Below are 16,838 nucleotides of genomic sequence, written 5' to 3'. Positions count from 1 at the left end.
GTGGGAGCGGGCTTGCTCGCGAAAGCGCTGGGTCAGTCGACAGATGCATTGACTGACACTGCGCCTTCGCGAGCAAGCCCGCTCCCACATTTGTTTTATGCCAACTTCAAATGCTACGGACAGCCCATGAACCGCCTTCGCCTCGCCCTGCCCCTTCTGTTACTGCCCGCCACCGACCTGCTCGCCGACAGTTTCGAACGCGACCAAGCCCTCAAGCTGCCCGACATGGTGATCAGCGCCAACCGCCAGGTCCAGGCGCGCAACGACAGCAGCGCCGCCAACACCGTCTTCACCCGCGACGACATCGACCGCCTGCAACCCACCAGCGTGACCGACTTGCTCAGCCGCGTGCCCGGCGTGCAGGTTTCACAGGCCGGTGGCCGCGGCAGCCTGGCAAGCGTTTACATTCGTGGCACCAAGTCGGCCCAGAGCCTGGTGCTGGTCGACGGCCAGCGCATCGGCAACTCGACTTCCGGCGACAGCAACCTGCAGCACCTGAACATCCAGCAGATCGAACGCGTGGAAGTCCTGCGAGGTTCGCGCTCGGTGATCTACGGCAGCGATGCGATTGGCGGGGTGATCCAGATTTTCACCCGGCGTGGTAACGAGTCCGGCCTGCAACCCCGCCTGCATGTGGGATTTGGCAGCAACCAGACGTGGGAACGCAGCCTGGGCTTGTCCGGCGGCGATGCGCAAACCCGCTTCAACCTCGGCGCCAGCCTGGATGACACGGCCGGAATCAATCGCACGTACGACTCCTATCCCAGCGACCGTGACCATGACGCCTATCGCAACCAGGCCATCAGTTTCAGCCTGAGCCATGCCTTCAACGATGACCTCGAAGCGGGTGTGAACGTGCTGGATAACCGCGGCAAAAGCGAATTCGACAACCCGTTCGGTCGCTTCGATTCGACCACCTTCCAAAGCTTCCAGCAAAAGCCCTACACCCACTTCACCGTGAGCAGTGTCAGCACCTATGTTGACGCGCGTATCAATGACACGTGGAAGTCCCGGCTGGAAGCGGGCCACAGCGAAAACCGCGAAGAAACCCGGGACAAGCTCAGCACCGAACGCAGCGTGTTCAACACTTACCGCAACTCACTGAACTGGCAGAACGACCTGACCCTCAATGAGCAGAACAGCCTGATACTGGGCGGCGACTGGTACGAGGACCAGGTCAACAGCAGCACAGCGTTCGCCGAAGACAGTCGCTGGAATCGAGCGGTGTTTATCCAGCACCGTTTTCAAGCCCAGTCCTTTTCCACTGAACTGGGCCTGCGTCGCGACGATAACCAACAGTTCGGCGGCCACAATAGTTGGAGCGGCACCTTCACCCTGCCGCTGAACCCGGACAATGATCTGTTGCTGAGCTACAGCGAAGGCTTCCGCGCGCCTACGTTCAACGACCTCTACTACCCGGACGAATTCGGCTTCAAAAACAGTAACCCGAACCTCAAGCCCGAGACATCGAAAAGCTACGAAGTGCAATGGCGCAGCCAGCTCAGCGACAGCAGCCGACTGGAAACCTCGCTGTACCGCACCGATATTCAGGATGCGATCGTGTTTGCCAGCAACGGCCCGCAAAACGTCAGCGCCGCACGCATCAACGGCTTCGAGGCGGCGCTCAAGCAAGAACTGTTCGGCTGGCAAAGCAGCCTCGCCGTTGCATTGATCGACCCACGCGACCGCGACACCGGGCGCACACTGGCGCGTCGAGCCCGGCGCACCCTGAGCCTGGACCTGGATCGCCAATTCGATCAATTCGGCGTCGGCGCCAGCTGGCAAGCGGTGAGCAGCAGCTACGACGATGCGGCGAACCAGCAACGCCTGGGCGGGTATGGCTTGCTCGGGCTACGGGGCAGTTGGGCGGTGAACCATGAAGTCACGCTGGAAATGAAGCTCGATAACCTGCTGAACAAGGACTACAGCCGGGCGCTGTATCAGTATCAAGGCCAGCAATATGGCTATCGGGAAGAAGGCCGGGCACTGATGTTCGGGGTGACCTGGACGCCGGAACTCTAAGTCGCCTGCACCGGCCTCATCGCGGGCAAGCCCGGCTCCCACAGGGGACCGTGCTTATCCAGACGACTCGGTCAAATGTGGGAGCTGGCTTGCCTGCGATAGCGGTCTCACAGCCCCGGAGCAAGAACCTGACACAACCGCGCCACCGCTTCCAGCATCTGTCCGCTGGGCCGTTCCAGGCCCTTGTCGGGCACCAGCAGCAAATGCCCGTTCGCTACCGCCGCCACCTGGGGCCAGGCCTTCCAGGCATCCAGCTGCGCTTGATCGCCCGCCAGAATCACCTCGGGATTACGCTGCAACACCGACTCAATGCTGACCTGCGGTGCCGGTAATTTCAGGTCATCGAACACATTGCGCGCGCCGCACACACTCAGCGCATCGCTGATGATCTGCCCGCCACCCACGGTGTACAGCGGCTGGTTCCACACCTGATAAAACACCCGCAACGGCTCGGCCCGGTGATAGCGCGAGCGCAATTCGGCCAAGCGCTGACGCAACTGCGCGGCCAATTGCCGGCCGGCGTCATCCCGCCCGAGTTGCCGGGCAATGGTTTCGACCTGTGAGGTGAGTTGTTCGAGGCTGTGGGGTTCGGCGACAAATACCGGGATGTTCAGGCGTTGCAGCTGTTCACGCTGGCCCGGGCCGACGCTGCCGGGCCAAAGCAGGATCAGGTCGGGCTTGAGGCTGAGCAGCCGCTCCATGTCCAACTGCCCGTAGTTGCCCACAGACGGCACGTTCGCCAACGCCTGTGGCCGCTCGCCGCCATCCAGCAAGCCCACCAGTAACTCGGCCGCCCCCAGCTCAACGACGATTTCAGACAAGGAAGGCGCAAGGCTGACCACCCGCTCAACCGCCGCAGCCTGGGCCGCGACTGCCAGCAACAACACCGCCAGCCAGCCGCGCATCAACCCAACTGGCGCGGGATGCGGTAGAGGTAGAACAGCACCAGGGTCGACAATGCCAACAGAAACAGCGGCACCGCTTCCAGCCCGACAAACACCGCCAGCGCGCCGACCCAGGCCGGCAGTGCAGCCACCAGCAACGCCACACGACGGCGGGCCGCGAGGGTGATCCAGGCAGCCGGCTCTTCAGGGGTATCGAGGGCTTTGCCGGTGGCGATCAGCGCGTGTTTATAGCCGTGGAAGTAACGCAGGCTGACAAACATCGAGGCTACGCCGGCGATAAAAAACGGCATCGCCAGCACCGGCAGCAAGGGCTCGGCCTTGCCAAACACGAGGTTGATCACAAACAACGGCACCAACGCCAACGCCAGGTATTGCCACCAGTTAAACGACAGTCGCCGCTTGACCTGGCCGCGCGTCACGCCCGGTCGGCCTCGCCCTGGTGCTCGTTGCCCATCATGTGGTCGAGCTTGCTGGCCTTGGTGGCCAGGTAGAGCTTGTTGTGCGGGTTGTGGCCGGTGTGCAGCGGCACGCGCTCCGCGACGGTGATGCCCATGTCGGTCAAGGCTTTGACCTTGCGCGGGTTGTTGGTCATCAGCCGCAGGGATTTGACGCCCAGGTGCTGGAGCATCGGCAGGCAGATCCCATAGTCGCGCTGGTCAGCGGCAAAACCGAGGCGCTCGTTGGCTTCCACAGTGTCGGCGCCGCCATCTTGCAGCTCATAGGCGCGGATCTTGTTCAGCAGGCCAATGCCACGGCCTTCCTGACGCAGGTACAGCAACACGCCACGGCCTTCGCGGGCGATGGCCTGCAGGGCGGCTTCCAGTTGCGAGCCGCAGTCACAGCGCTGGCTGAACAGCGCATCGCCGGTCAGGCACTCGGAGTGCACGCGACCGAGGACCGGGGCACCGTCCGCCACGTCACCGAGGCTGAGAACAACGTGTTCGCGCCCGGTGGCTTCTTCAAGAAAGCCATTCATGGTGAACGTGGCAAAAGGGGTTGGCAGCTTGGAAGCGGCGACGAAAACGACGGGCACCTTGTGCTCCTGATTTCAGATTTCACAGGGGAGGGATTGTAACAGTAGGTTCCTACAGACGCTTAAGCTGAATTATCGCTGATAAAGATCAATAGGTTCGATTGGCCTTCAGCTTGGTTCTATGGGTGTCAGAAATGTTGATAGCCACGAATGGCTGGCGTGACGTCCAGGCCAGACGCATCCAGCAGGGTAACGCCCTGCCCCGCCTCGACCCGGCCGATTACATGGACCGGCACACCGGCGGCCAACAGCGGCGCCAGTTCGGCGGGCGGCAAGGTGAACGCCAGTACGTAGTCGTCCCCCCCGCTCAACGCGGCCACCCGGGCATCCGCTTCACCGACGAACGCCAGCAAGGCGGCGGACAATGGCAGTTTTTGCTGCTCGATCAACAAGCTGACAGCCGACGCCTTGGCGATATGCCCGCAATCAGCCAAAAGGCCGTCGGAAATATCCATGGCAGACGTGGCCTTGCCCCGCAACGCCAAGCCCAGCGCCAACTGCGGTTGCGGCGACCAGTAATGGGCCAGCAGTGGCTCGACGATAGCCGCCTCCGCCGTGCGCTGCCCCAGCACCAGCGGCAAGGCGCCCGCTGCGTTACCCAGCTCACCGCCCACACACAGCAAGTCGCCAGGCCGCGCGCCGCTGCGGGTCAAGGCCTGGCCCGCCGGCACCCGGCCAAACACGGTCATGGTCAGGCTCAGCGGCCCACGGGTGGTGTCGCCACCTACCAGAACCACGCCACAACCCTGCGCCATGGCGTTCAAGCCCTGGGCATAGCGTTGCAGCCAATCGGCATCAACCGTCGGGGTGGTGAGGGCAAGGGTAAACGCGAGGGGATTGGCGCCCATGGCCGCCAGGTCGCTGACTGCCACGGCCAGCGAGCGCTGGCCGAGCAGAAACGGATCGCAGGGGTCGGCAAAATGCACGCCGGCCACCAGGGTATCGGTAGAAATCGCCAGCTGTTCCCCGGGAGGAACAGCCAGCAAGGCGCAGTCGTCGCCAATCCCCAGTGCAATGCCTTCGCCGCCCTGCGCACAGGGCGCGGCGGCGAAGTAGTTGCGGATCAGCTCAAACTCGCCCATTGCGTCAGCAAGCGCCAGTTAGCGCTTGTACGCCTTCACTTCGGCTTCACGCAGGCGCGGGGCCAGCTTGTCGAGCACGCCGTTGACGAACTTGTGACCGTCGGTGGAACCGTAGACTTTCGCCAGTTCGATCCCTTCGTTGATCACAACGCGGTAAGGCACGTCGACGCGCTTGAGCAGTTCCCAGGTGGACAGGCGCAGTACGGCCAGTTCAACCGGGTCCAGCTCTTCGATCGCCAGGTCCAGGCACGGCATCAGTGCAGCGTCGATCTCCGCCAGGTTGGCCGGAACACCGTGCAGGATGTCGTGGAAGTAGCTGGCATCGGCCGCGCTGAAATCGTTGTCGACGCGAAACTGCGCCTCGATTTCGTTCAGCGAGGTTTTCGCCATGTGGCGCTGGTACAAAGCCTGGGTCGCGAGCTGGCGGGCCGAACGACGCTTTTCGCTTTTCGATGGCTTGCCGGCGTCTGCCGGGCGCGGGTCCTGGGGGTTGAACTGATCGCTGTCGTCGCTAATCACTTGGCCTCCAACTGCGCCAGCAGGCTGACCATTTCCAGGGCGGACAGGGCAGCTTCAGCACCTTTGTTGCCGGCCTTGGTGCCGGAACGCTCGATGGCTTGTTCGATGGAATCAACGGTCAGCACGCCAAAGGCGACCGGCACGCCGAACTCCATGGACACCTGGGCCAGGCCCTTGGTGCATTCGCCAGCCACGTATTCGAAGTGCGGAGTGCCGCCACGAATGACCGCGCCCAGGGCGATGATCGCCGCGTATTCACCCTGCTGTGCAACTTTCTGCGCAACCAGTGGAATTTCGAAGGCGCCAGGAGCGCGGATGATAGTGATGTCGCTTTCGCTCACACCGTGGCGAACCAGGGCATCCACGGCACCGCTTACCAGGCTTTCAACGACGAAGCTGTTGAAGCGGCCAACCACCAGGGCATAGCGGCCTTTGGGGGCGATGAAGGTACCTTCGATGGTCTTCAGGGTCATTCGACAAATCTCTTAAAGAGCCGGGACGCGCTTAGTGCGCGCCCCTCAGTGATATTTGAACCGCGAACAAGGGGCAAACAACGCCGGCCTTTATTCGGAGGGCACGTATTCTACTACTTCCAGGTCGAAACCGGATATGGCATTAAATTTCATTGGCGCACTCATCAGGCGCATTTTGCGCACGCCCAGGTCCCGCAGGATCTGCGAACCGGCCCCGACGATGCTGTAGGTGGTCGGTTTTTTCACCGGCGCGTGGTCGGCGGTTTCGCGGATATGCGCCAGCAGCACGTCGCCGTCCAGCGGATGGCCCAGCAGCAATACAACACCGCTGCCGGCCTCGGACACCGCGGACATCGCGGCCCGCAGGCTCCAGCGCCCCGGCTGCTTGACCATCAGCAGGTCCCGCAGCGGGTCCATGTTGTGCACCCGCACCAGGGTTGGCTCTTCAGCGCAGATGGTGCCCAGGGTCAGGGCCATGTGCACGTCGCCTTCCACGGAATCACGATAGGTCACCAGGTTGAACTGGCCCAGTTCGCTGTCCAGCGGCTGCTCGGCAATCCGCTGAACGGTACGTTCGTGGATCATCCGGTAGTGGATCAGGTCGGCAATGGTGCCGATCTTGATGTTGTGCAGCGCGGCAAATTCTTCCAGCTCGGCGCGACGGGACATGGTGCCGTCGTCGTTCATCACTTCGCAGATCACACCGCTCGGCTCGAAACCGGCCATGCGCGCCAGGTCGCAGGCCGCTTCGGTGTGGCCGGCGCGAGCCAGGGTGCCACCCGGCTGGGCCATCAGCGGGAAGATGTGGCCCGGGCTGACGATGTCTTCGGCCTTGGCGTCTTTCGCGGCAGCGGCTTGTACGGTGCGGGCGCGGTCAGCAGCGGAGATGCCAGTGGTGACACCGGTGGTGGCTTCGATGGACACGGTGAACTTGGTGCCAAACCCGGAACCATTGCGCGGCGCCATCAACGGCAGCTTCAGCAGCTCGCAGCGCTCGCGGCTCATCGGCATGCAGATCAGGCCACGGGCGTGCTTGGCCATGAAGTTGATGTGTTCCGGCTGGCAGCACTCGGCGGCCATGATCAGGTCGCCTTCATTCTCGCGGTCTTCGTCATCCATGAGGATGACCATCTTGCCTTGGCGGATGTCTTCAACCAGTTCTTCGATGCTGTTGAGCGCCACGCGGCACCCCCTTGGGTCAGGATTTAAGGTAGCCGTTAGCGGCTAAAAAACTTTCAGTGATGTTCCCGGCGGGCCCTTGAAGAGAGTCAGACTCTGCGGCCTTATCGCCCAACAACAGGCGCTCCAGGTAACGGGCAAGCAAGTCCACTTCCAGGTTCACCCGGCGACCCGGCTGGTACGACGCCATGATGGTTTCGCTCAGGGTGTGGGGAATGATGGTCAGTTCAAATTCGGCGCCATTCACGGCGTTCACGGTCAGGCTCGTGCCGTCGACGGTGATCGAGCCTTTGTGAGCGATGTACTTGGCCAGCTCTTTCGGCGCGCGAATACGGAATTCCACGGCACGCGCGTTTTCGCTGCGAGCAACCACTTCGCCGACACCGTCGACGTGGCCGCTGACCAGGTGCCCACCGAGACGGGTGGTCGGGGTCAGGGCTTTTTCCAGGTTCACCGGGCTGCCGCTCTTGAGGTCGTTCATCGCGGTGCAGTCCAGGGTTTCCCGGCTGACATCGGCGGCAAAGCCGTTGCCAGGCAATTCGATGACGGTCAGGCATACACCGCTGACGGCGATGCTGTCGCCCAGTTTGACGTCGCTCAGGTCGAGCTTGCCGGTTTCAACCAGCAGGCGTACATCGCCGCCTTTTGGGGTCATTGCACGGATGCTGCCGATGGATTCGATAATGCCGGTGAACATGCCGTTCTCCTGAAGACGTGGCGCAGGCCGGGAATTATACGCTCGCTGATGGCAGAGGGATGGCAGTGACTCGCCAGTCATCGCCAACAGCGCGCATTTCAGTGATCTTGAGTTGGGGGGCGTCGGCCAGTTTCTCAAGCGGCCAGTCCAGCAAAGGCCGGGCGGCAGAGCCAAGAAACTTGCCGGCGACGAATATCACGTACTCGTCCACCAGCCCTTGCTGGGCGAAGGCACCCGCCAGGCTTGGGCCCGCTTCCACCAACACTTCGTTGACACCACGGGCCGCCAGGGCCACCAGCGCGGAACGCAGGTCGACCTGGCCGTCGACACCCGGCACCACCAGGCACTCGGGGCCTGTGGGGTACTGGTTGTCCGGCGTCACGCAGGTGATGACCAGCGCGGGGCCAGCCTTGAAGAACGGCGCATTCAGCGGCACCCGCAGGCGGCCGTCGATCAGCACACGCAGCGGCGGACGGGACATCGCCAGGGCGGTGGTTTCTTCATCCAGGCCCAGTTCGGCGGCGCGCACGGTCAGGCGAGCACCATCGGCCAGCACCGTGTCGGCGCCGGTCAGCACCACACTGGCCTGGGCACGCAGGCGCTGCACCGCGGCACGGGCGGCCGGGCCGGTGATCCATTGGCTTTCGCCGTTGGCCATCGCGGTGCGACCGTCCAGGCTCATGGCCAACTTGACCCGCACAAACGGCAGGCCATGCTCCATGCGCTTGAGAAAGCCCGGGTTAAGCGCCCGCGCTTCGTTTTCCAGCAAGCCGCTGTAGGTCTCGATCCCGGCCTGGGCCAGGCGGCGCATGCCACGCCCGGCGACTTCCGGGTTCGGGTCCTGCATTGCCGCAACCACACGGGCCAGGCCGGCATTCACCAAGGCATCGGCGCAGGGCGGTGTGTGCCCGTGGTGGCTGCACGGTTCAAGGGTCACGTAGGCCGTGGCGCCCCGGGCTTTGTCGCCCGCTGCCCGCAGGGCATGGACTTCCGCATGGGGTTCGCCGGTGCGCACGTGCCAGCCTTCGCCGACAACCTGCCCGTCACGCACGATCACGCAGCCAACCCGGGGGTTGGGGTGGGTGGTGTACAGGCCCTTGCGCGCCAATTCCAGGGCACGGGCCATGTAATGGGCGTCGAGTACCGCTTGTTCTGCCGAAGGTGGGTTCATTCTTTTACCGGCTCACGGGCCAGGCGGTCGATCTCTTCGCGGAACTCGTTGAGGTCCTGGAAGCGTCGATACACCGAGGCGAAACGGATATAGGCGACTTCGTCGAGCTTTTGCAGCTCGCCCATCACCAGTTCTCCAACCACCAGGGATTTGACTTCGCGCTCGCCGGTGGCGCGCAGCTTGTGCTTGATATGCACCAGTGCCGCTTCCAGCCGCTCGACACTCACCGGGCGTTTTTCCAGGGCGCGCTGCATTCCGGCGCGCAGTTTTTCTTCGTCGAAAGGCTGGCGACTGCCGTCGGTCTTGATCAGACGTGGCAATACCAGTTCGGCGGTTTCGAAGGTGGTGAAACGTTCACCGCAGCCAGAGGCCAGGCATTCACGCCGGCGACGCACCTGTTCGCCCTCGGCGACCAGACGCGAGTCAATGACCTTGGTGTCGTTGGCACCGCAGAAGGGACAGTGCATGGTGGCAGGCAACAAAAAATGGGAGGGCCATGGTAGCGCATCCCTGTGGCAAGACAAGCCATAGCCTTTACGGTATATAGGCTGACTATTATGTTTCATATTTTTTAAGCCACGGATTTTGTCCTTTCTGGAGCCGTACATGCAGTTACGACCACTTGTTTTGCTCACGTTGCTCGGTTTTCTGGTCGCCTGCAGCAGCCATGCCCCAAAACCTGCGGCGCCGGCTCCGGCACCGCAACAAGAGAAAAAACTGCCGGGTGTGGAAGAAGATCTCGGCCCGTTGCCCGCCTACCAGCGTGAAGTCAGCGGCCAATTGAACGGTATACCGGCGGGTGCCGAAGTCGAACTGGCGCTGCTGGTGATCGACGACCGTTCGCGCCCGCAACAACTGCTGGCAAGCAGCGTGCTGATCGGCAACAACAAGCCCCTGGCCTTCCGCCTGCGCTTCAACCCGCAAGCGTTCCCGGCGGGCGGGCGCGTTGAATTGCGTGGTCGCGCCAGCCAGTCCGGCCAGTTGATCCTGCACCTGCCGCCGGTGCGCATCACCCAGGCGATCACCCAGACCACCGGGCCGCTGCAACTCGTTCCCGCACCATGACGCCACCGCTGGACCTGCAACGCGCACTGAGCGAACTGATCGGCGACGCCCAACTGGTGCCCTGCCCGCTGCCGGGCACAGAGTTGTCGCTGTGGTTACTGGACGCCGACAACATGGACCGCGCCTTCAGCCCCGAAGAAACCCGGCGCATCCTGCATGAGCCGCCGTACTGGAGCTTTTGCTGGGCCAGTGGCCTGGCGCTGGCGCGATACCTGGCGGCCAACCCCGAGTGGGTCGCGGGTAAGCGGGTGCTGGATTTCGGCGCAGGTTCGGGTGTTGCCGGGATTGCCGCGGTAAAGGCCGGAGCGCTGGAAGTGGTGGCGTGCGACCTGGATCCGCTGGCCCTGGCTGCCTGCCGGGCGAATGCCGAACTCAACGGCGTAACACTGGGCTATTCAGAAGACTTCTTCACCGAAGCCGACCGGTTTGACCTGATCCTGGTCGCCGATGTGCTGTACGACCGGGCGAACCTGCCGCTGCTGGATCAATTCCTGACACGCGGCCGCGAAGCGCTGGTCGCCGATTCCCGGGTTCGGGACTTCCAGCACCCGGAGTATCAGCGCCTGGGTATCCTCGACGCCCTGACACTGCCCGACCTGGCCGAGCCGTGGGAGTTTCGCAAGGTGAGCCTGTACCATTCGCAGCGCGCTTGAGAGCATCGCGGGCAAGCCCGCTCCCACATTTGAAATGCATTCCCCTGTGGGAGCTGGCTTGCCTGCGATTGCGATCCTGAGACCGCCCCGCTTTCAGCTAACCCCACCAACCCTTATAGTTGCCCCATCCCCTGCTTTCTTCGAGATTCCCCATGAGTGAGCCCACGCCGTACATCTTCGATGCCACCACCGCCACCTTCGATCAGGCGGTGATCCAGAACTCCTTCGAAAAACCCGTGCTGGTGGATTTCTGGGCCGAGTGGTGCGCGCCGTGCAAGGCGTTGATGCCGATGCTCGCGCAGATTGCCGAGAGTTATCAGGGTGAGTTGCTGCTGGCCAAGGTCGATTGCGATGCCGAGCCGGACGTGGTCTCGCGCTTTGGCATTCGCAGCCTGCCGACCGTGGTGCTGTTCAAGGATGGCCAGCCAGTGGATGGGTTTGCCGGTGCGCAGCCTGAATCCGCCGTGCGCGCGATGCTGGAACCCCATGTGCAGATGCCACCACCGGCGGCTGCCGATCCACTGGAGCAGGCCCAGGCGCTGTTTGCCGAAGGCCGTATCACCGACGCCGAGGCCGTGCTGGTCACCCTGCTTGGCGAAGACAACACCAACGCCGCCGCGCTGATCCTGTACGCACGCTGCCTGGCCGAGCGCGGTGAACTGGGCGAAGCGCAAACCGTGCTCGACGCCGTCAAGAGCGATGATCACAAGGCCGCACTGGCCGGCGCCAAGGCGCAGATCACTTTCCTGCGCCAGGCCGCCGACCTGCCGGACGCCGCAGACCTGAAAGCCCGCCTGGCGCAAAACCCGCAGGATGACGAGGCGGTGTATCAACTGGCCGTGCAACAACTGGCGCGCCAGCAATACGACGCCGCGCTGGATGGCTTGCTCAAGCTGTTCATCCGCAACCGCAGCTACAGCGAAGGCCTGCCCCACAAGACGCTGCTGCAGGTGTTCGAACTGCTCGGCAACGATCACCCGCTTGTCACGGTGTACCGCCGCAAGCTGTTCGCCGCGCTGTATTAAGCCTTACTCGATCCAACTGTACAGCGGCGTATCCCCGCCGCTGGCTACCTTGACCTTGGCGCTATGGCGCAGGCGCACCAGCAGGCGCTTGCCCGCCGAGGCGCTGCCGGCCAGGCCTTCCAGCTGATCAAGCAATTCCAGGCCGTTGAGTTGCCCGGCCTTGCGCAGCAAATCCTGGGCGGCCTGCCACAGGCTCTCGTCCAGGTTACCCGCGGCCGGCGCCACCACGGGCTCGGCACTCGGCGGTTTGCTGGCCTGCAACTGCGCGCCCAGCCGGGCCCAGTCGCCGTCATCCAGCTCCAGGGTCAAGTCCACCGGCAGGTCACCGACGGTTCCACGAATTCTCAACATCGCACTTACTCCCGCACTTTTCTGACGAGCATGCTCCCACGCGTCTTGCGCTACGCCAAGCAGGCGGTCAAACTCCTCGCAAAATTGTTATAAGATCACATAACAAAACTTTCATCTTTGTCCGGGAGCTCCACCATGCGCCGTTTGCTGCTCGCTTTGCCGTTTGCCCTGTTGCCACTGGCCATCGCCCAGGCTGCCGACGAGCACGACCATGATCACGAGCACGGCAGCCTCGGTGCCCACGAACACGGCGTGGGTCGCCTCAACGCGGTGCTCGACGGCCAGGCCCTGGAGCTGGAACTGGACAGCCCGGCGATGAACCTGGTGGGCTTCGAACATCTCGCCACCACCCCTGCCGATAAAGCCAAGGTCGCCGCCGCCCGTAAGCAACTGGAGCAACCCTTGGTGCTGTTCAGCCTGCCCAAGGCCGCCGGTTGCGTGATCAGCACCCAGGAACTGAACAGCCCGCTGTTCGGCGACAAGCCTGAAGCCGACCACGATGAAGACGATGACGACCACGCCACCGATGGCAAAGGCGCCGCCGCCCACGAACATCACCACGACCACAGCGAAATCCACGCTCACTACCAGTTCACCTGCGCCACGCCGACCGCGCTGAGCAACCTCGACCTGACCCAGGTGTTCAAGACCTTCCCCGCCACCCAGAAAATTCAGGTACAACTCATTGGCCCGAGCGGCCAGCAGGGTGTGGAAGCGACGGCCACAGCAGCCACCCTGAAATTCTGATGTAAACACCACACTGTAGGAGCTGGCTTGCCTGCGATGCAGACGCCGCGGTGCTCCAGAAACACCGCGGTGATGCCATCGCAGGCAAGCCAGCTCCTACCGTTGATCGGTGCCATCATCCAAATCGAGCCAGACCCCTGATTTCCTATGACCCAAGCACTTATCGAACTGTCTGACCTGGGCTTCAACTGGCCGGGTCACCCACAGTTGCTGGACATCCCCACGTTCCGCCTGGAGCCGGGGGAAACCCTGTTCCTCAAGGGCCCCAGCGGCAGTGGCAAGACCACCCTGCTGGGCCTGTTGGGCGGTGTGCAAAAGCCCAGCCGCGGCAGCATTCGCCTGCTGGGCCAGGAGCTGACCGAACTCTCGGCCGGCGCCCGCGACCGTTTCCGGGTCGACCACACCGGCTACATCTTCCAGCAGTTCAACCTGTTGCCGTTTCTCTCGGTGCGCGAGAACGTCGAGTTGCCCTGCCACTTTTCAACGTTACGGGCGCAGCGGGCAATCCAGCGTCACGGCAGCGTCGACCAGGCTGCCGCGACCTTGCTCGCCCACCTGGGCCTGAAGGACAAGAGCCTGCTGGAGCGCCGCGCCGACTCCCTGTCCATCGGCCAGCAACAACGGGTGGCCGCTGCCCGTGCGCTGATCGGCCAGCCGGAGCTGGTGATCGCCGACGAGCCGACCTCGGCCCTGGACTACGACGCCCGGGAAGCCTTCATTCAGTTGCTGTTCGCCGAATGCCGCGAAGCAGGCGCCAGCCTGTTGTTCGTCAGCCATGACCAGAGCCTGGCGCCGCTGTTCGACAGCAACCTGTCGCTGGCCGAACTCAATCGCGCCGCCACGCCCGCAGAGGTTTGAGATGTATTTGTTTCGACTAGCCATGGCCAGCCTGGCTAACCGCCGCTTTACCGCGATCCTCACCGCCTTCGCCATCGCCCTGTCGGTGTGCCTGTTGCTGGCGGTGGAACGGGTACGCACCGAAGCCCGCGCCAGCTTCGCCAGCACCATCAGCGGCACCGACCTGATCGTCGGCGCGCGCTCCGGCTCGGTGAATTTGCTGCTGTATTCGGTGTTCCGCATCGGCAACGCCACCAACAACATTCGCTGGGACAGCTACGAACACTTCGCGGCCAACCCGCAGGTAAAATGGGCGATCCCGATTTCCCTCGGCGACTCCCACCGTGGCTACCGCGTGATGGGCACCAACGAATCCTATTTCGAACACTACCAATACGGCCGCCGGCAGAACCTGGAACTGGCCAGCGGCCGCGCCTTCGCCACCGATCCATTCGAAGTGGTGCTCGGCGCCGAAGTGGCCGACGCGCTGCATTACAAGCTTGGCGACAAGCTGGTGCTGGCCCACGGCGTGGCGGTGGTCAGCCTGGTCAAGCACGATGACAAGCCGTTCACCGTGGTCGGCATTCTCAAGCGCACCGGCACTCCGGTGGACCGCACACTGCATATCAGCCTCGGGGGCATGGAAGCGATTCACATCGACTGGCACAACGGCGTGCCGGCCCAGGGCAAAGGCCGGATCAGCGCCGACCAGGCTCGCAACATGGACCTGACGCCCCAAGCCATCACCGCGTTCATGCTCGGTTTGAACAACAAGATTTCCACCTTCGCCCTGCAACGGGAGATCAACGAGTTCCGTGGCGAGCCGATGCTGGCGATCCTGCCGGGCGTGGCGCTGCAAGAACTGTGGAGCATGATGGGCACGGCTGAAAAAGCGCTGTTCGTGATCTCGCTGTTCGTGGTACTGACCGGTTTGATCGGCATGCTCACCGCGATCCTCACCAGCCTCAACGAGCGCCGCCGGGAAATGGCAATCCTGCGTTCGGTGGGCGCACGGCCCTGGCATATTGCAACCTTGCTGATCTTCGAAGCCTTCGCCCTGGCATTGTCGGGCGTGATCGCCGGCGTCGGGCTGCTGTATGTGTGCATCGCCGCGTCGCGCGGGTATTTGCAGGCCAATTACGGCCTGGACCTGCCGCTGTCATTGCCGAGCGAATATGAATGGACTTTGTTGGGCGGTATTCTCGTCGCAGCCCTGCTGATGGGCAGCGTGCCGGCCTGGCGCGCCTACCGGCAATCGTTGGCCGACGGCCTGTCGATACGTTTATGAGGAAGCTGTTGATGCGTCGCGTCGTGCTCGCACTGTTACTGCTGGTGGCCCTGCCCGTGTGGGCTGAAGACCAGCCCAAGGACCTGTCGTGGCAGGAGATGATCCCGCCGGACGCGCCGCCGGAAATCCCCAACATGAAACCGCTGCACGACTTGTCGGGCATGGCCGATGCGTTGTCGGTGGAGTCAGCGCCGGCCGCCAAGCAGGACCTGCCCAACGCGCCGGTCGTACAAAGCCTGGACGGTAAGCGCATCCGCCTGCCGGGTTATATCGTGCCGCTGGAAGTCAGCGAAGAAGGTCGCACCACGGAGTTCCTGCTGGTGCCGTATTTCGGCGCGTGCATCCATGTACCGCCACCGCCGTCGAACCAGATCGTGCATGTGAAAAGCGAAGTCGGCGTGAAGCTCGACGAGTTGTATCAACCGTACTGGATCGAAGGCCAGATGCAGGTCAAACCGTCCAGCAGTGAACTGGCCGATGCCGGCTACCAGATGGATGCCGACAAGATCTATGTGTACGAGTTGCAGGAATAACCCGTGATTGCGCTTTCATTGAGCTGAGTCAAAAGCTCGAACGTTACGATCTTTACCATTGGACACAAGCAATTAATAACGTCCTTTGGAGCTCCCATGAACAAGTCCCTGCTCGGCGCGTCGCTTGTCGCGCTCGCCCTCGTCGCCCCTGTTGCCCACGCTCACGAAGCGGGTGACATCCTGATTCGCGCCGGTGCCATCACCGTCAACCCGAAAGCGGACAGCAGCAGTGTCAAGGTTGACCAGGGCCCGCTGGCCGGGACCAACCTGGGCGGCAAGGCGACCATGAGCAGCGACACCCAGCTGGGCTTGAACTTCGCCTACATGTTCACCAGCCACTGGGGTATCGAATTGCTGGCGGCCACGCCGTTCGAACATGATGTGAAGATCAAGAACACCGCCCTGGGCGCTGCCAACGGCAAGCTCGGTACGCTGAAGCACCTGCCACCGACCCTGAGCGTCGTGTACTACCCGCTGGACAGCAAGTCGGTATTCCAGCCGTACATCGGCGCCGGTATCAACTACACCTGGATCTACGACGAGCACGTCGGCAGCCGCGCCGAGCAGGCCGGCTTCAGCAACTTCAAGGCGGAAAACTCCTGGGGTTGGGCCGCGCAGATCGGTGCGGACTACATGATCAACGACAAGTGGATGATCAACGCCCAGGCGCGCTACATCGACATCAGCACCAAGGCCACCGTGGATAACAACGCCCTGGGCCAGGGCACTCGGGCCAAGGTCAATGTGGATGTTGACCCGATGGTGTACATGGTCGGTATTGGCTACAAGTTCTAGGTTCTACCCAAAGGCCCTGTTGTACAGGGCCTTTTTTGTGAGGCTCCCCCTGGAGGCAAGTACCGATCAGAGGCCAGGCACACGCCCGTGTGCTGCGATTCAGGCTTCAGCCAGGAGTTGGCGAACTTCAGCGATGACCAAGTCAATGTTGAACGGCTTTTTCAACACCGCATTGAACAAGTCCGACCGCTCCATACCAATATGAGCCTGGGCTCCGCTGATCAGGATGATGGGCAGGTGATTGACTGCCGGCAGGGCGCGAACCGCTTCGGCAAACTCCTGGCCATCCATGACCGGCATCATGAAGTCGGTGATGATCAACGCTGGCCGCTCGCGCTCCAGGACCTCGAGTGCTTTCTGGCCATTGCTCGCTTTTACGACCATGTACCCCTCATCCTCCAGCGCATAGCCGAGAATGTCAGCGATCAAATACTCGTCGTCGACGACCAGGATGGTGGTCATG

The 16,838-nt window shown here is 62.8% G+C and carries 21 protein-coding genes; 9 read left to right on the top strand and 12 right to left on the bottom strand.

Translation table 11 applies throughout. The features are described 5' to 3' along the window. Window positions 1-126: 126 nt before the first annotated feature. A complete protein-coding gene (locus HX801_RS02170; RefSeq protein ID WP_177021480.1) occupies window positions 127-2,022 on the top strand; it encodes a TonB-dependent receptor domain-containing protein in 1,896 nt (631 codons plus the stop codon). A gap of 107 nt (window positions 2,023-2,129) precedes the next feature. On the opposite strand, the gene HX801_RS02165 is transcribed toward HX801_RS02170, so the two are convergent. The 10 genes from HX801_RS02165 to nrdR form a co-directional block, all read right to left on the bottom strand. Further along, on the bottom strand, window positions 2,130-2,927 hold the full coding sequence (locus tag HX801_RS02165; RefSeq protein ID WP_177021479.1) for a cobalamin-binding protein: 798 nt from the start codon (window positions 2,925-2,927) through the stop codon (window positions 2,130-2,132). Further along, window positions 2,927-3,346: a nuclear FMR1 interacting 1 family protein gene (locus HX801_RS02160; RefSeq protein ID WP_003209980.1), complete on the bottom strand. Its 420-nt coding sequence runs from the start codon at window positions 3,344-3,346 to the stop codon at window positions 2,927-2,929. The genes HX801_RS02165 and HX801_RS02160 overlap by 1 nt, the downstream gene beginning before the upstream one ends. Then, complete coding sequence (gene ribA, locus HX801_RS02155) at window positions 3,343-3,960, bottom strand: GTP cyclohydrolase II (RefSeq protein WP_003209983.1); 618 nt, start codon at window positions 3,958-3,960, stop codon at window positions 3,343-3,345. The genes HX801_RS02160 and ribA overlap by 4 nt, the downstream gene beginning before the upstream one ends. Window positions 3,961-4,088: 128 nt before the next feature. Further along, a complete protein-coding gene (gene thiL, locus HX801_RS02150) occupies window positions 4,089-5,042 on the bottom strand; it encodes a thiamine-phosphate kinase (protein WP_177021478.1) in 954 nt (317 codons plus the stop codon). Between the two features lie 18 nt (window positions 5,043-5,060). Further along, window positions 5,061-5,561 carry a transcription antitermination factor NusB gene (gene nusB, locus HX801_RS02145; RefSeq protein ID WP_177021477.1) on the bottom strand — a complete coding sequence of 167 codons (501 nt, stop codon included), beginning with the start codon at window positions 5,559-5,561 and terminating at the stop codon, window positions 5,061-5,063. Continuing rightward, a complete protein-coding gene (gene ribE / locus HX801_RS02140; RefSeq protein WP_003209986.1) occupies window positions 5,558-6,034 on the bottom strand; it encodes a 6,7-dimethyl-8-ribityllumazine synthase in 477 nt (158 codons plus the stop codon). The genes nusB and ribE overlap by 4 nt, the downstream gene beginning before the upstream one ends. 90 nt (window positions 6,035-6,124) lie before the next feature. Then, entirely contained in the window at window positions 6,125-7,216 is a 1,092-nt protein-coding gene (ribBA, locus tag HX801_RS02135) for a bifunctional 3,4-dihydroxy-2-butanone-4-phosphate synthase/GTP cyclohydrolase II (RefSeq protein WP_003209987.1), read from the bottom strand. Between the two features lie 16 nt (window positions 7,217-7,232). Continuing rightward, window positions 7,233-7,910 carry a riboflavin synthase gene (locus HX801_RS02130; RefSeq protein WP_003209988.1) on the bottom strand — a complete coding sequence of 226 codons (678 nt, stop codon included), beginning with the start codon at window positions 7,908-7,910 and terminating at the stop codon, window positions 7,233-7,235. A gap of 34 nt (window positions 7,911-7,944) precedes the next feature. Then, window positions 7,945-9,081: a bifunctional diaminohydroxyphosphoribosylaminopyrimidine deaminase/5-amino-6-(5-phosphoribosylamino)uracil reductase RibD gene (gene ribD, locus HX801_RS02125; protein ID WP_017476290.1), complete on the bottom strand. Its 1,137-nt coding sequence runs from the start codon at window positions 9,079-9,081 to the stop codon at window positions 7,945-7,947. After that, the gene (gene nrdR / locus HX801_RS02120; RefSeq protein WP_003209990.1) at window positions 9,078-9,548 is read right to left on the bottom strand and encodes a transcriptional regulator NrdR; all 471 of its coding nucleotides are present in this window, start codon (window positions 9,546-9,548) and stop codon (window positions 9,078-9,080) included. The genes ribD and nrdR overlap by 4 nt, the downstream gene beginning before the upstream one ends. Window positions 9,549-9,687: 139 nt before the next feature. On the opposite strand from nrdR, the gene HX801_RS02115 reads away from it, so the two are divergent. The 3 genes from HX801_RS02115 to trxA all read left to right on the top strand — a co-directional run bounded on the left by HX801_RS02115 (window position 9,688) and on the right by trxA (window position 11,824). Further along, window positions 9,688-10,146, top strand: a complete 459-nt coding sequence (locus HX801_RS02115; protein WP_003209991.1) for a YbaY family lipoprotein — start codon at window positions 9,688-9,690, stop codon at window positions 10,144-10,146. Next, window positions 10,143-10,799, top strand: a complete 657-nt coding sequence (locus tag HX801_RS02110) for a methyltransferase (RefSeq protein WP_177021476.1) — start codon at window positions 10,143-10,145, stop codon at window positions 10,797-10,799. Before HX801_RS02115 ends, HX801_RS02110 begins: the two co-directional genes overlap by 4 nt. A gap of 152 nt (window positions 10,800-10,951) precedes the next feature. Then, window positions 10,952-11,824, top strand: coding sequence for a thioredoxin (gene trxA / locus HX801_RS02105; protein ID WP_003209995.1), 873 nt, complete (start codon window positions 10,952-10,954; stop codon window positions 11,822-11,824). 3 nt (window positions 11,825-11,827) lie between these two features. Here trxA and HX801_RS02100 read toward each other — a convergent pair whose 3' ends face one another. Further along, window positions 11,828-12,175 (bottom strand): hypothetical protein, encoded by a 348-nt coding sequence (locus tag HX801_RS02100; protein WP_102369989.1) that lies wholly within the window; start codon window positions 12,173-12,175, stop codon window positions 11,828-11,830. Window positions 12,176-12,310: 135 nt separating this feature from the next. Between HX801_RS02100 and HX801_RS02095 the strand changes: the two genes are divergently transcribed. The 5 genes from HX801_RS02095 to HX801_RS02075 all read left to right on the top strand — a co-directional run bounded on the left by HX801_RS02095 (window position 12,311) and on the right by HX801_RS02075 (window position 16,375). After that, window positions 12,311-12,922 (top strand): DUF2796 domain-containing protein, encoded by a 612-nt coding sequence (locus tag HX801_RS02095; RefSeq protein WP_102369990.1) that lies wholly within the window; start codon window positions 12,311-12,313, stop codon window positions 12,920-12,922. A gap of 147 nt (window positions 12,923-13,069) precedes the next feature. Next, window positions 13,070-13,780 carry an ABC transporter ATP-binding protein gene (locus HX801_RS02090; protein ID WP_003210001.1) on the top strand — a complete coding sequence of 237 codons (711 nt, stop codon included), beginning with the start codon at window positions 13,070-13,072 and terminating at the stop codon, window positions 13,778-13,780. A 1-nt stretch (window position 13,781) separates the two neighbouring features. Then, entirely contained in the window at window positions 13,782-15,047 is a 1,266-nt protein-coding gene (locus HX801_RS02085; protein WP_003210004.1) for an ABC transporter permease, read from the top strand. 11 nt (window positions 15,048-15,058) lie between these two features. Continuing rightward, window positions 15,059-15,580: a DUF3299 domain-containing protein gene (locus HX801_RS02080; RefSeq protein ID WP_003210006.1), complete on the top strand. Its 522-nt coding sequence runs from the start codon at window positions 15,059-15,061 to the stop codon at window positions 15,578-15,580. Between the two features lie 96 nt (window positions 15,581-15,676). Next, on the top strand, window positions 15,677-16,375 hold the full coding sequence (locus HX801_RS02075; protein WP_102369992.1) for an OmpW family protein: 699 nt from the start codon (window positions 15,677-15,679) through the stop codon (window positions 16,373-16,375). Window positions 16,376-16,474: 99 nt separating this feature from the next. Here the strand turns inward: HX801_RS02075 and HX801_RS02070 are convergent, their stop codons facing one another. After that, window positions 16,475-16,837, bottom strand: a complete 363-nt coding sequence (locus tag HX801_RS02070; RefSeq protein WP_008436466.1) for a response regulator — start codon at window positions 16,835-16,837, stop codon at window positions 16,475-16,477. Window position 16,838: the final 1 nt, after the last annotated feature.

It is taken from the genome of Pseudomonas sp. G1002, assembly GCF_013385455.1.
In the GTDB taxonomy this organism is placed as follows: domain Bacteria; phylum Pseudomonadota; class Gammaproteobacteria; order Pseudomonadales; family Pseudomonadaceae; genus Aquipseudomonas.
The sequence above is the reverse complement of the archived record's forward strand: the minus strand, read 5'-3'. Positions and strand labels throughout refer to the sequence as shown.